The following is a 14,088-nucleotide window of genomic DNA, read 5'->3' as shown; positions in this document are numbered from 1 at the left end:
TAGGATTGAATTTTGTGAAGATTTGAAATCAATAATATTGGTTAGTTTAATTTAGAAGTTGCTATTAATAGAAAATGATTCATAGCATTTCTTGTAACTTAAGTGGTTTCAACAAAAATATTACAAAAGTATAATTTACTTATTATCTATTTTAGAGCTCATATGAGAAAATTTTCTTTTTTTATACTACTTTTTTTTGTGCCATTAATGAACTCCGGCTTACACATGTTCGGAATAGTTATTTGCTGGTTTTCATTCTGTCTAATTTTATCATACAAAGAAATTATACATACTAAATTGTATATAGTAGATTGCTTTTTTATTATGATTTTTTTTGTATATTGTCTCAGTACCATAGTTTTAAAATCATACGATCTTAACTCTTTTAAAACAAATACATATATTGTAGTTATTATATATATATCAATAGTATATATATTTGTATCATTATTAAGCAACTTTAATTATAAATATATAGTAAAAATATTTCGATATTGCTTAATTATATTAGCTATTACTATTTTATTTCAGTGGTCATTCTTTTTTTTAACCGGTGACTATATTGATCTCAATAAAATTGTTTCATTTGGAGCATCTGAATCAAGATATACAAGTCCTACCTTCAAAACTATGGGACTAATTAGACCTACAGCTTTCTTTACTGAACCTTCAAATGCAAGCGCTATAATATCCATGATAACCTTTTGCTATATGTTTTTGATAAAAAAATTTGATGGTTATGTAATATTAGGGTTCTTTATTTCCATATTAACATTATCAACAGCTGGTGTTTTAATTGGCTCGATTTCATTATGTATATTGCTTCTTTTCTGCAGAAACAATTCTAAAACACTTTTATTCAAAATATCATTCTTTATCTTCTGCTCAATTTTTATTTTTTATATGCTTTCATTTAGTTATGAGCGGATTAGTAATTCCTCTGAATATGATATGATTGCAACTAGAACTGTTGTAACCAATATTATACAAAGTCAATCTTGGTATAATCATTTAATAGGTAATGGTATAAACATACTATCAAAACCTATATACACAGAAGGTAATATTATCTATGATTACAGCTTTAGAGATAGCGGTTTTTTTGTAAATCTTTATTATTCATTTGGTATTATAGGACTATTTTTATTTCTATTTTGGGCAAGGTTTCAGATTAAGAATAATATACATTTAATAATTTTCTTTATTATATTACAAAGTAAGTTCGATTACTTACAACCCGTTTTTTGGTTGCTAATATTTACTATTTCAATACTGAATAGTAATAAAATGAAAAATAAACATCCTAGTGATAAAAATTTAAACACTAATTTATTGCATTTTTAATATATTAAAAGGTTTTTTATGTCTATTTTAAATATGTTCAATTTAGGACTTGAAAACACAAAAGAAAGATTAAAATTTGACCGCCAGGTTGGCGATTTTCAAAGAAAATTAATATTAAATAGAAAAAATTTACCAACACTATCTGCTGTCTTTAGAATTAAAAATGCAGAAGTATATTTAGAAACTTCCGTTATGTCTATTGCACCAATATGTAAAGAAATTATTATCGTAGACAACAATTCATCAGATAAATCTTTAGATATATGTTATAAACTACAAGATCAACTTAAAGAAATATGCAATGTAAAAGTCTACTCATATAAAAATGAATTAGCTATTGCTGGTGAAGACTATTATAAAAATGTGACGGAATCTAAATCGTTAGCAAATTATTACACCTTCGCATTTTCTAAGGCAACATCAGATTATGTAATGAAAGCAGATGCTCATTTATTATACACTCCTTTAGCCCTTAAAAAGATCCAGAGTAAACTTAAAAAGAGAATAAGAGTTATAATATTTAAAGGTATCGAACTCTATGGTATGAAATTATCTTTTGAAAGGTATATTTTCAAAAATAATTCATCTTTTAGATTCGTGGACGGAAAAATGTATGAAGAACTACAGTTTGATTATAAGCTTTCGAAGTGGGAACAGTTTAGATCAACCATCATTACGCCTTGTTTTATACATTTCAAAAGAATTCGCTATATTAATAACTTAGATAGTACTAATTTAATTGAAAAAATATATAAGTAAACCTGTTTTATAAAAAATCTGTATAAATTTAAATAGGGGATGAAGATTGTTAAATATAGTTATTTTTAACTGGAATTATTCTAAATTCCTAAAGAAATTATTAAGCGAAATACAAGCTATAACCAATAATCCAGAAATTAGAATTCTCATTTGTGATGATGGATCTACTGACTGTAGTCTGGATATCGTGAGAAATTTTATATCCGAATTTAACACAAAGAATGTATTTATTTTTGAAAGTAAAAATCCAAATTTGGGTCGAAAAAAACCATATCAAGGCCAGCTTGAAAGCTTAAATAAAGTAATGGATAGTAAATTTTTTTCTACATCTGATCATTATTGGTTGATGGATGCTGATGATTACTACTATTTTTCTACTTTAAATACTAAGTTTTTAGATACAATAAAAGAAAAAAAAATATGTTTTACAAAAATAAAAAATATCACTAATGATGGTATAGAGAGTGATATGATCATAAAGAGACCAATCTTTGAGAATAACGCTTTATTTCCTTCAATATCTGTGACTTCCTCAATTATTGTCTCAGGTGAGTTCTTACTTTCCAATAAAAAATATATCTTTGATGATAGGTTTGATGATGTATGGTTGGACTCTCGGTTAAATATGTTAGCATGTTTATTAAAAAAAGAAGAGGTTGAATATATTGATAAACATATTTTCAGGCTAATACATAATTCTAATGATTCAAATAAAATGCCATTTTCTAGAATATTGAAAAAGCAAATTAGCGCTCATGACTACTTTAGATTTATTCATAATAATAAGTTTATGTTAAATCCAAGAATGTGTGTTTTAACTATACTATCAAAGTGCTTTCATGCATATAATCGTCTATCAAAATAAATAGCCGACTAATGATAAGAATAAGATTTACCTTATTCATTCAAAAAATCAATAATTCGAACGTCATTTATCAAGAAGCAAGTCTAAAAATATTAACATCTCAGAAAATTTGAGAAAAAAAATGAATGAAATATTTTCAGTTATAATGCCCGTATTTAATTCAGAAAAGACCGTATCTGATAGTATTAACTCAATACTCGCTCAAACATACTCCGATTTTAAATTATATATTATCAATGATTCATCCACAGATACTTCTAAGGATATAATCCTATCCTTTAATGATGAACGAATAGTTTATTTAGAAACATCTGAAAATTCAGGGGTCGCGTATGCTAGAAATCTTGGAATAAGGAATTGTACTGGAATATATATATCTTTTCTAGATAGTGATGACCTATGGCTACCTAATAAATTAGAATATCAATTAGCTAAATTACAAACTGGATACGATGTTGTCTGCTCTAATTATTTTACTTTTAATAATGAATCCGATTTTACTCTAAGAAAATCTCCAACTATAATTACATATTCATCAATGCTTAAGTCTAATTTCATTGGTAATTTAACAGGTACTTATAATGCAAATAGCATAGGGAAAATTTTTCAGAAAAAAATTGGTCATGAAGATTATGTTATGTGGCTAGAAATATTACAAAAATCTGGCAAAGCATTTTGTATTCAAGAACCTCTAGCTAAATATAGGATTTCAAATAACTCACTATCCTCAAATAAACTTAAGGCCATAAAATGGCAATGGTCAATTTATAGAAATGAACTAAAATTATCGATTCCTAAATCGCTATACTGCTTTTCACATTACTTACTAAATGCCTTGAAAAAAAGAAGATAAACTATGTTAACAATCATCGGTGGTTCAGGTTTTATTGGTACACGCCTTTCAGATCAATTAACTAAAGAAAATATTGATTTTAAAATTGTAGATATTGCTAAAAGTGAAAAATATCCTGAAAGATGGATATTTGGTGATGTAACAAAACCAGAGACATTACTTGAACCATTAAAGGGTTCTGATGTTATTATCAACTTAGCGGCACAACATAAAGATAATGTTCATCCTATTAGTTTATATTATGAAGTTAATGTAGATGGAGCTAAAAATGTTTGTGATGTTGCTGAACAGCTAAATATTAAACATATCGTATTTACTTCATCTGTTGCTGTATATGGATTTGTTGAAAAAGAAACTGGTGAAGATGGCGAATTTCATCCATTCAATGATTACGGCAAATCTAAACTTAATGCTGAACATCAATATGAAGCATGGCATAAAAAAGATTCTTCAAATACTTTAGTCGTTATCAGACCAACGGTTGTCTTTGGTGAAGGTAATAGAGGAAATGTTTATAACCTATTTCGCCAAATAGCATCTGGTAAGTTTTTAATGGTAGGCTCTGGTAACAATCAAAAATCAATGGCTTATGTTGAAAATATCGCAGCCTTTTTAAGATATTCTACTCAAATAGAATCTGGTCATCATATATTTAATTATATTGATAAACCTGATTTTACTATGAATGAATTGACAGATATCATTTATACAGCCCTAGATAAACGACATAGCCACATTAAAGTTCCTTATGCTATTGGATTACTTGGTGGATATTGTTTTGATGTTCTTTCTAAAGTTACAGGTAAAGAATTCCCTGTAAGCAGTATTCGAATCAAAAAATTCTGTGCTCGCACTCAATTTAAATCAAATAGTATTACTAATACTGATTTTAAAGCTCCAGTTACTCTTGAGCAAGGTATTGCTAACACAGTTAAAAATGAATTTTTATAATAGATTAGTTTTAAATAGTCTTTTTGTTAACAAATAATTAAAATATACCCTACACTTCTCAACTTGCTTTCTAATAAAAAATTAATTTTATATTAATTTAATAAGTATATGATGTTTATGATTACTAAATACACCATACCTTTACTAAAGAGTGAAAAAACAACACTAAAATATGTATTTCTATTTTAGTATAGTGAATTAATATAAATGCATATACTTTAGATAAGAGAAACTCATGAAAATCACCATCTCTGGAACCGGCTATGTCGGCCTATCTAACGGGATACTTCTTTCCCAAAACAACACAGTTGTTGCGTTAGATATCAATAAAGAAAAAGTTGAATTGCTTAACAAAAAAATCTCTCCGATTTCTGATAAAGAAATTGAAGAGTTTTTAGCAACCAAAGAGCTTGATTTTACTGCAACATTAGATAAAGAACTCGCTTATAAAGATGCGGATTTTGTTATCATTGCCACACCAACCGATTATGATCCTAAAACGAACTACTTTAATACCTCATCTGTAGAGTCTGTTATTCGTGATGTTTTAGAATATAATCCAAATACTACAATGATCATTAAATCAACGATCCCTGTTGGTTTTACCAAAGAAATGAGAGAAAAATATAATACAGATAATATTATCTTTTCTCCTGAATTCTTACGTGAAGGTCGTGCGCTTTACGATAACTTATACCCTTCTCGTATTGTGATTGGCGAGCAATCAGAAAGAGCACAAAAATTTGCAGACCTTTTACAACAAGGTGCATTAAAGAAAGATATTGATGTTCTTTTCACTGATTCAACAGAAGCAGAAGCCATTAAATTATTTGCTAATACTTATCTAGCACTGCGTGTTGCTTACTTTAATGAGCTTGATAGCTATGCGGAATCTTACGGTTTAAACTCAAAACAAATCATTGAAGGTGTCTGTTTAGATCCGCGTATTGGCAATCACTACAATAACCCATCATTCGGTTACGGTGGTTACTGCTTACCAAAAGATACTAAACAACTATTAGCAAACTACGACTCTGTCCCTAATAATATTATTAGTGCAATCGTTGAAGCTAATCGCACTCGTAAAGACTTTATTGCAGACTCTATTATTGCTAAATCACCAAAAATCGTCGGTGTTTATCGTTTAATTATGAAATCAGGTTCTGATAATTTCCGCTCATCTTCAATCCAAGGCATTATGAAACGAATTAAAGCCAAAGGCATTGAAGTGGTGATTTATGAACCAGAAATGAAAGAAGATACTTTCTTTAATTCGAAATTAGTTCGTGATTTAAATGAGTTTAAAGCTATGTCTGATGTCATTATCACCAATAGAATGTCATCAGTACTAAACGATGTTGAAGAAAAAGTTTATACTCGTGACCTCTTTGGTAACGATTAAATCGATTTTTTATGCTCAATATCGTCTTATTTGAACCCGAAATTCCACCGAATACGGGTAATATTATTCGCCTGTGTGCGAACACAGGCTTTCATCTCCATTTGATCCAACCTTTGGGTTTTACTTGGGATGATAAACGTCTACGTCGTGCAGGGCTTGATTATCGTGAGTTTGCTGATATTAAACAGCACCACGATTATTATGCTTTTTTAGAAAGTGAAGGTTTAAACCCTGATAATGCACAATCACCGACAGGTGCGCGTGTATTTGCTTTAACGACAAAAGGGACTCCTGCACACAGTAATGTGAGCTATCAAGATGGCGATTATCTCCTGTTTGGACCTGAAACTCGTGGCTTGCCACCTTATGTATTGGATAATATGCCAACACAGCAGAAAATCAGAGTCCCTATGCTTGCAGATAGTCGCAGTATGAACCTATCAAATACTGTTGCCGTTGTAGTTTTCGAGGCATGGCGTCAACTAGGTTATCCTGGTGCGTTATTAAGAGACTGAAATGCAAAAAGCGCTGTTCATAAATAATGAGCAAGCGCTTTTTTCTATTAAATCCAAAGATATCAAAACTTCATTTAATCTATTTTTGGTCGTTTTATTTCAGCAACAACCTTCGTAATATATCGACACCCTTCCTCTACATCTTTCAACACCAATGCATGAGCGCCAATCACGGCATTATCACCTATCACTATCTCTCCGCCAATAATCGATGAGTTACAGCCAATATATTCAGCGTGTAAACAAGCCTTAAGTTCAGAGAGTGTGACTTCGGTTAATGCCATTAAATACCATCACCACATTCAAAACCGGGTACTACACCATTAAAGTGTTGATCCATATCGAGCGAAGGCTTGTCACTGGTCGGTTTACCCACAATGCGAGCAGGAACTCCTGCAACCGTAGTATGTGCTGGCACTTCATGTAATACCACAGAGCCAGCGCCAATTTTAGCACCGCGACCAATCTCGATATTGCCGAGTATTTTAGCACCTGCACCAATCATCACACCTTCGCGTACTTTAGGATGGCGATCGCCACAGGTTTTACCTGTACCACCTAAGGTAACAGATTGTAAAATAGAGACATCATTCTCTACGATAGCAGTTTCACCAATCACAATACCTGTTGCGTGATCGAGCATTATGCCATGACCAATACGGGCAGCAGGATGAATATCAACACCAAAAGTAACTGAAATCTGGTTTTGTAGGTAAATGGCGAGTGCTTTACGATCTTGCCCCCATAACCAATGGGCTATACGGTAAGCTTGTAAGGCATGAAAACCTTTTAGATAAAGCAGAGGTGTGGAGTATTTATCAACAGCAGGATCGCGTAAACGAACGGCGGAAATATCATAAGCGGCAGATTCAATCATAGAATGATCACTGCGATATGCTTCTTCAACAATCTCACGCACAGCAATCGCAGGCATTGTCTGAGTTGCCAGCTTGTTCGCCAACATATAACTTAAAGCACTGCCTAAATTTTCATGCTTGAGTAATGTCGCATGGAAGAAACTGGCCAAAATTGGTTCGCAATCTGCCAAACATCTTGCTTCATTTTTAATATGATCCCAGACTCTTTTTAATTCTTCTAGCGACATACTCACTCTCATTCTTTTACATTGAAGCCTAAGTAAAAACTTAGGCTTCTTATGTTTGAAACAGAAATAAATAGCTGACTATCTAAAATAGACTTAGAACAGATTGCTGTCTATCTCATCTTTCGTTGCGCGGCCTAATAAAGATAATGCCGCTTCTTTGGCATCTTTATGCTGATATAAAATCTGGTAGATCTGCTCAGTGATAGGCATTTCAACACCAACTTGTTCTGCTAATGCGCGAACTTCTTTGGTATTGCGATAACCTTCAACTACCTGCCCGATTTTCTCTTGGGCAGTATCAACATCAAAACCTTGACCTAGCATCATGCCGAATCGACGATTACGAGATTGGTTATCAGTACAGGTTAAGACTAAATCACCTAACCCTGCCATTCCCATAAAGGTTGCTGCATCTGCACCTAATGCTTTCCCTAAACGGCTCATTTCAGCAAGGCCTCGGGTAATCAGTGCGGTACGTGCATTAGCACCAAAACCCATACCATCAGACATACCCGCACCAATAGCAATCACGTTTTTTACCGCGCCACCTAATTGCACACCGATAAAGTCAGGGTTTTTATAAACACGGAAGCTTTTGCCACAATGGAACAACTGTTGAAGTTCTTCAGAGAAGGTATTATCCGTTGATGCCACAGAAATCGCAGTAGGTAGACCTGCCGCAAGCTCTTTCGCAAAGGTAGGGCCTGATAAAACTGCTAGCGGGATTTCATTACCTAATACTTCACGCGCTACATCTTGCAATAAGCGACCAGTATGTGCCTCAAGTCCTTTTGTCGCCCAAACAACACGCGCATCCTGACGTAAAAAGGGTTTGATCTGTTGTAATACATCACCAAAAACATGGCTTGGGATCACAACCAGAATATTACGGCTGGCTTCAATGGCTTTTTGCAAAGAAGCTTCCATGTATAAACTATCAGGAAAGGAAACATCGGGCAGAAATGCCTGATTACAGCGAGCTTGCTCTAACGCAGCAACATGCGCAGGATCATGCCCCCAAAGCACAACGTCATGACCATTGCGTGCCAGTGTAATCGCTAAAGCGGTGCCGTATGAACCGGCACCGATAACTGTCATAGAAGCGTTCATTAAGCTTCTTCAGCCCCTTCATTAGCGGCATCAGTTTGTTGCTGTTGTAAATAGTTCATAAACAACGCATCAAAGTTAACTGGTGCTAAATTCAGTTGTGGGAAAGTACCACGGCTCACTAAGTTAGTGATACATTCACGAGCATAAGGGAACAGAACGTTAGGGCAATATGCACCTAAGCAATGTGCTAATTGAGTGCCTTCGATACCTTCAACGGTAAAGATACCTGCTTGTTGAACTTCACACAGGAATGCAGTTTCGTTATCCATTGTTGCGGTTACAGTCACGCGCAGAATAACTTCATAGACGTTTTCAGCTAAAGTATTAGAAGAAGTATCCAGATCTAATTTAACTTCTGGTTGCCACTCTTTTTGGAAAACTTGTGGGGCATTAGGCGCTTCAAAAGAGATATCTTTTGTATAGATACGTTGAATTTGAAAAGTCATCTCTTGGTTTTGCTGTTCTGACATAATAATCTTACCTTTTTATATCCTTATTAATTGAATAGCAGTAAGTATAGAACTCAATCTGCCCGCTCGTTACTTTTTACCTTTAGCCAGTGGTAAATTCTCACCACTCCAGCCTGAAAGACCATCTTTTAAGATAAAGACTTTTTCAAAACCGAGTTTAATTAGGCTCTCAGCAGGTTTTGCACCTTCAATGCCTGATGGTGACACAACAATAACTGGCTGTGATTTATATTTCTCCAGCTCAGCAATATTATTACTTTTGATTTCAGAAGGCGTTAAATTGATAGAATCAATGATGTGTCCTTTGCGGAACTCATCACGGCTACGGATATCAACACACACCGCATTCTCTTTGTTTATCAAAGAAATCGCTTCTGTACGGGAAATATTTTTCGTCTTAGAAAAAAGCCCTTTAAAGGTCAATACAATGACCGCCACCAGCAATGCGACCCAAACAAAACTTAACAGGGTGTGCCGGTTGAAAAATTGCATTACTTCTTGCAGCATAGGATGCAATCACTCTCGTTAGTTAAAAATAGTATCAAAGAGCCAAAGTATACCTTTGTCATGGCGCAATTACAGCCTATTCCTGCGTTTCTCTTTCTATTTTTGCGGAAAGTTTCTCAACAATCATTTTTTTTATTGACGGATTTATGTACCATTAGCGCCGGTTCCGTGAAAAATGATGAATTGAAAAGGCATTGCCTTTTTACTCTACAGGATCCCTCTTCAGGCAAGCTATTAATAAATCAGCATCCCTTATAATGGCTACTTACGTATAAAATCGCCCATTTTACGTAAGATTTATACCTGTCTGAGATACAACAACTATCTGTTATTTATTTAAAAGTATTGAGAACACGAGCATGTCGCAAACAAATCAAGTGCCTAAAATTGGATTCGTTTCATTAGGTTGTCCTAAAAATTTAGTGGACTCTGAACGTATCCTAACCGAACTGCGCACAGAAGGTTATCAAGTTGTTCCTACCTATAATGATGCTGATTTAGTCATCGTCAACACCTGTGGGTTTATTGACAGCGCAGTACAAGAATCGCTAGAAGCGATTGGTGAAGCACTCGATGAAAACGGTAAAGTGATTGTTACTGGCTGTTTAGGTGCAAAAGAGAACCAAATTCGTGAAGTGCACCCAAAAGTACTCGAAATCACAGGGCCTCATAGTTATGAGCAAGTTTTATCTCATATTCACCACTATGTACCAAAACCTGATCACAATCCTTTTCTCAGCCTTGTTCCTGAACAAGGTGTAAAATTAACGCCTCGTCATTACGCCTATTTAAAAATATCTGAAGGCTGTAATCACCGTTGTACTTTCTGCATTATTCCATCAATGCGAGGCGATTTAGACAGTCGTCCAATTGGTGAAGTATTAGGTGAAGCTAAAAGATTAGTTAATGCAGGCGTAAAAGAGTTACTTGTTATCTCTCAAGATACTTCTGCTTACGGTGTTGATACTAAACATCAAACGGGTTTTTGGGATGGAATGCCTGTCAAAACCAGTATGGTCAGTTTATGTGAACAACTGGCAAAATTAGGCATTTGGGTTCGTTTACACTACGTTTATCCATACCCACATGTTGATGATGTCATTCCTTTAATGGCTGAAGGCAAAATTTTGCCTTATTTAGATATTCCATTACAGCATGCAAGCCCTAAAGTATTAAAACTGATGAAACGCCCAGGCTCTGTTGAACGTACCTTAGAGCGCGTAAAACGCTGGCGTGAAATTTGCCCTGAATTAACCTTACGTTCTACCTTTATTGTTGGTTTTCCGGGTGAAACAGAAGAAGATTTCCAAATGTTGTTGGATTTCCTCACCGAAGCTCGTTTAGATCGCGTAGGTTGCTTTAAATACAGCCCTATTGATGGTGCAAAAGCAAATGAACTGGCGGATCAAGTGCCTGAAGAAGTGAAAGAAGAACGTTATCATCGCTTTATGCAGTTGCAACAACAAATTTCGACTGAACGCCTACAAGAAAAAATCGGCAAAGTATTGCTGGTTATGATTGATGAAGTCGATGAAGAAGGCGCGATTGGTCGTAGCATGGCTGATGCTCCTGAAATTGATGGTGCTGTTTACCTCAATGAGCAATTTGATGTAGAGCCAGGGCAAATCGTGCGTGTTCTTATTGAACATGCTGACGAATATGACCTTTGGGGTACTATCGTCGAATAATCTCTCTCGTGGACAGCGTGATATTCTATTGCGCTGTCACACAGATTGCCTCTTTTTTCCGCTCTCCTATTATTATTGCTTTATAATCTCTTATTAATTGAATAGATTACCTGTTAGGTATTATCTGAAATTTCGGCTTTATTTCGTGTTAGCTGGTCAGTTGTTTTGTGACATGAAATAATCTTACAAACTGTTATGAAAGGTACGTTGGTCAGATGGCAGAGAAAATGGATCTTCAAAAAAAAACACATCCGTCTTATCGTGTATTTTCTTTACCGTTAATCACGTTGCTTATTAGCACCTCTCTCTTTTCTGCATCCCCTGTTTTTGCGAACACATTAACGGATAATCGTAATCAGCTAAAAGATTTACAAACCACGATTGCTGAAAAAGAAAAACAGGTTCAAGAACAACAAAAACAACGTACAGCCCTTCTTAATCAATTAAAAACACAGGAAACCCAAATTTCTAGTGCTGGTCGCTCTGTGCATGAAACACAAAATCGCTTACAAACGTTAGGCAAAGAGATCAAAACCATTACAGCAAATATTGCACGCTTACAAAAACAGTATCAGTCTCAACAAGAATTATTAGCTCGCCAAATGGATGCGGCTTATCGTCAAGGTAAACATCAAGGTATAGAGCTTCTATTTCGTGGTGAAGAAGGCCAGCGTGAAGAGCGTATCTTAGCGTATTACAGCTATATTAATGATGCGCGTAAAGAAACAATGGCAGAGCTTGCTCAAACCTCAAAAGAACTTGAAGCGGAAAAAAACGCTCAACAAGCAAAACAAAATGAACAAAAACAAGTTCTCACAAAGCAACAACAAGAGAAGCAAAAGCTTGATAACGCATTAGCCGCTCGCCAAAAAACGCTAACTCAACTTGAATCAACATTAAAAGCGGATCAGAAAAATTTAGCCACTATGCGGGCTAACGAAGCACAGTTAAGAAATAAAATTGCACAAGCAGAGCGTGAAGCCAAAGCCCGTGCTGAGCGAGAGGCCCGAGAAGCCGCTCGCATTGCAGCAAAACAGCGTGAAGCACAACAACGAGGTTCAACCTATAAACCAACAGCCGAAGAGCAATCATTGATGTCTCGTACAGGCGGTTTGGGTAGACCTGCTGGACAAGCCATTTGGCCTATCAGAGGCTCTTTATTACACCGTTTTGGCGAGTCTATTTCTGGCTCTGGAGAATTACGTTGGAAAGGTATTGTTATACCCGCGGCGCAAGGTACCGAAGTGAAAGCTATTGCTGATGGTCGCGTGTTGTTAGCCGATTGGCTTCAAGGCTATGGTTTAGTCGTCGTGGTTGAACACGGTAAAGGCGATATGAGTCTTTACGGTTATAACCAAAGTGCTTTAGTGAATGTAGGTCAGCAAGTTAAAGCTGGACAAGCTATTGCTTTAGTCGGTAACAGTGGTGGGCAAGAGCGTTCAGCACTCTATTTTGAAATTAGACGTCAAGGGAAAGCGGTAAATCCAGTTCCTTGGCTTGGGAGGTAGGTTTGAAATTACTTGGCACATTACAACGCAAGCATTCTTTTTTACTTAGTTTAATGTTGCTAAGTCTGGTTGTGAGTACTCCCACATTCGCAGCCAAATTAGCCATTGTGATTGATGATTTTGGTTATCGTAAAAAAGAAGATAACCAAGTTTTACAACTTCCTACGGCAGTGTCTATCGCTATTTTACCTGATTCCCCTCATGGTAAAGAAATGGCAACTAAAGCTCATGCTCAAGGGCGAGAAATCCTGATCCACATGCCAATGGCTCCTATTAGCAAACAACCTCTAGAGCGCGATACCCTAAAACCTTCTATGGGTCAGGATGAAATTAACCGCATTATTCAGCATGCTATTAGTAATGTTCCTTTCGCTGTCGGTATGAATAACCATATGGGTAGTGCGATGACCTCCGATAGACAAGCGATGGATAGAGTCATTAAAGCCCTTAATCACTCAAACCTCTATTTTTTAGATAGCGTGACCATTGGTAATACACAAGCGGCCATTGCTGCAAAAGCCGCAGGTGTTCCCTCTTTACGCCGTCATGTTTTTCTCGATAACGTACAAACCGAAGCTGAAACAAGACAACAACTCGCTCGCGCTATTGCTTTAGCACGAAAGAATGGCTCTGCAATTGCGATTGGACACCCTCACCCTTCAACCGTCCGAGCATTACAGCAGCAGTTGCCTTTATTACCTGCTGATATTCAACTGGTTGCACCGAGTACTCTATTAAAACCACAGGCAGAAAAACCAATACAACCAGAACCACCCAAAGTTGTACCGCCAACAGAACAACCACAAGAGCCAAAACCTGCGTCTTGGTTAAAACCCGCACAAGAAGCCATTATTTCGATGAAAAAAAGTACGCTGATTAATACCTTATCAAGCGGGTTTAGCTCCTCAGAAAAAAAGAAAATACCGCCTACGCCTACTCCGAACGAAATCGGTGAAGTTGAAAAATAATGCAACAAAAAAGAGCCTTAAAAGGCTCTTTTTTTGCTTAGCT

The 14,088-nt window shown here is 35.5% G+C and carries 14 protein-coding genes; 9 read left to right on the top strand and 5 right to left on the bottom strand.

All coding sequences use genetic code 11. The features are described 5' to 3' along the window. Positions 1 to 1,362 precede the first annotated feature (1,362 nt). The 6 genes from JEP36_RS16465 (at position 1,363) to trmL (ending at position 6,689) form a co-directional block, all read left to right on the top strand. Entirely contained in the window at positions 1,363 to 2,103 is a 741-nt protein-coding gene (locus tag JEP36_RS16465; RefSeq protein ID WP_198630488.1) for a hypothetical protein, read from the top strand. Positions 2,104 to 2,149: 46 nt separating this feature from the next. Next, complete coding sequence (locus JEP36_RS16460; protein ID WP_198630487.1) at positions 2,150 to 2,968, top strand: glycosyltransferase family A protein; 819 nt, start codon at positions 2,150 to 2,152, stop codon at positions 2,966 to 2,968. Positions 2,969 to 3,089: 121 nt separating this feature from the next. Further along, positions 3,090 to 3,821: a glycosyltransferase family 2 protein gene (locus tag JEP36_RS16455; protein WP_232799452.1), complete on the top strand. Its 732-nt coding sequence runs from the start codon at positions 3,090 to 3,092 to the stop codon at positions 3,819 to 3,821. Positions 3,822 to 3,824: 3 nt separating this feature from the next. Beyond that, positions 3,825 to 4,772 carry an NAD-dependent epimerase/dehydratase family protein gene (locus JEP36_RS16450; RefSeq protein ID WP_198630486.1) on the top strand — a complete coding sequence of 316 codons (948 nt, stop codon included), beginning with the start codon at positions 3,825 to 3,827 and terminating at the stop codon, positions 4,770 to 4,772. Between the two features lie 235 nt (positions 4,773 to 5,007). Then, positions 5,008 to 6,174: a nucleotide sugar dehydrogenase gene (locus JEP36_RS16445; protein ID WP_198630485.1), complete on the top strand. Its 1,167-nt coding sequence runs from the start codon at positions 5,008 to 5,010 to the stop codon at positions 6,172 to 6,174. A gap of 11 nt (positions 6,175 to 6,185) precedes the next feature. Then, positions 6,186 to 6,689 carry a tRNA (uridine(34)/cytosine(34)/5-carboxymethylaminomethyluridine(34)-2'-O)-methyltransferase TrmL gene (gene trmL / locus JEP36_RS16440; RefSeq protein WP_036933349.1) on the top strand — a complete coding sequence of 168 codons (504 nt, stop codon included), beginning with the start codon at positions 6,186 to 6,188 and terminating at the stop codon, positions 6,687 to 6,689. 74 nt (positions 6,690 to 6,763) lie between these two features. Here trmL and JEP36_RS16435 read toward each other — a convergent pair whose 3' ends face one another. The 5 genes from JEP36_RS16435 to JEP36_RS16415 form a co-directional block, all read right to left on the bottom strand. Continuing rightward, complete coding sequence (locus JEP36_RS16435) at positions 6,764 to 6,973, bottom strand: hypothetical protein (protein WP_232799451.1); 210 nt, start codon at positions 6,971 to 6,973, stop codon at positions 6,764 to 6,766. Continuing rightward, positions 6,973 to 7,794, bottom strand: coding sequence for a serine O-acetyltransferase (cysE, locus tag JEP36_RS16430; RefSeq protein ID WP_198620327.1), 822 nt, complete (start codon positions 7,792 to 7,794; stop codon positions 6,973 to 6,975). Before cysE ends, JEP36_RS16435 begins: the two co-directional genes overlap by 1 nt. A 93-nt stretch (positions 7,795 to 7,887) precedes the next feature. After that, positions 7,888 to 8,904, bottom strand: a complete 1,017-nt coding sequence (gene gpsA / locus JEP36_RS16425) for an NAD(P)H-dependent glycerol-3-phosphate dehydrogenase (RefSeq protein WP_198620326.1) — start codon at positions 8,902 to 8,904, stop codon at positions 7,888 to 7,890. Continuing rightward, positions 8,904 to 9,374 (bottom strand): protein-export chaperone SecB, encoded by a 471-nt coding sequence (gene secB, locus JEP36_RS16420; protein ID WP_006534205.1) that lies wholly within the window; start codon positions 9,372 to 9,374, stop codon positions 8,904 to 8,906. Before secB ends, gpsA begins: the two co-directional genes overlap by 1 nt. A gap of 69 nt (positions 9,375 to 9,443) precedes the next feature. After that, positions 9,444 to 9,881, bottom strand: coding sequence for a rhodanese-like domain-containing protein (locus JEP36_RS16415; RefSeq protein WP_109373443.1), 438 nt, complete (start codon positions 9,879 to 9,881; stop codon positions 9,444 to 9,446). A 359-nt stretch (positions 9,882 to 10,240) separates the two neighbouring features. Between JEP36_RS16415 and rimO the strand changes: the two genes are divergently transcribed. From rimO to JEP36_RS16400, 3 genes are all read left to right on the top strand, one after another. Then, positions 10,241 to 11,569 (top strand): 30S ribosomal protein S12 methylthiotransferase RimO, encoded by a 1,329-nt coding sequence (gene rimO, locus JEP36_RS16410; protein WP_198630484.1) that lies wholly within the window; start codon positions 10,241 to 10,243, stop codon positions 11,567 to 11,569. A 215-nt stretch (positions 11,570 to 11,784) separates the two neighbouring features. Continuing rightward, complete coding sequence (gene envC, locus JEP36_RS16405; RefSeq protein ID WP_198620325.1) at positions 11,785 to 13,077, top strand: murein hydrolase activator EnvC; 1,293 nt, start codon at positions 11,785 to 11,787, stop codon at positions 13,075 to 13,077. Positions 13,078 to 13,130: 53 nt separating this feature from the next. Then, on the top strand, positions 13,131 to 14,045 hold the full coding sequence (locus JEP36_RS16400; protein ID WP_198630500.1) for a divergent polysaccharide deacetylase family protein: 915 nt from the start codon (positions 13,131 to 13,133) through the stop codon (positions 14,043 to 14,045). Positions 14,046 to 14,088 lie beyond the last annotated feature (43 nt).

The organism is Proteus sp. PR00208 (assembly GCF_016238545.1).
Lineage (GTDB): Bacteria > Pseudomonadota > Gammaproteobacteria > Enterobacterales > Enterobacteriaceae > Proteus.
This window is presented reverse-complemented; position numbering and strand designations above follow the sequence as displayed.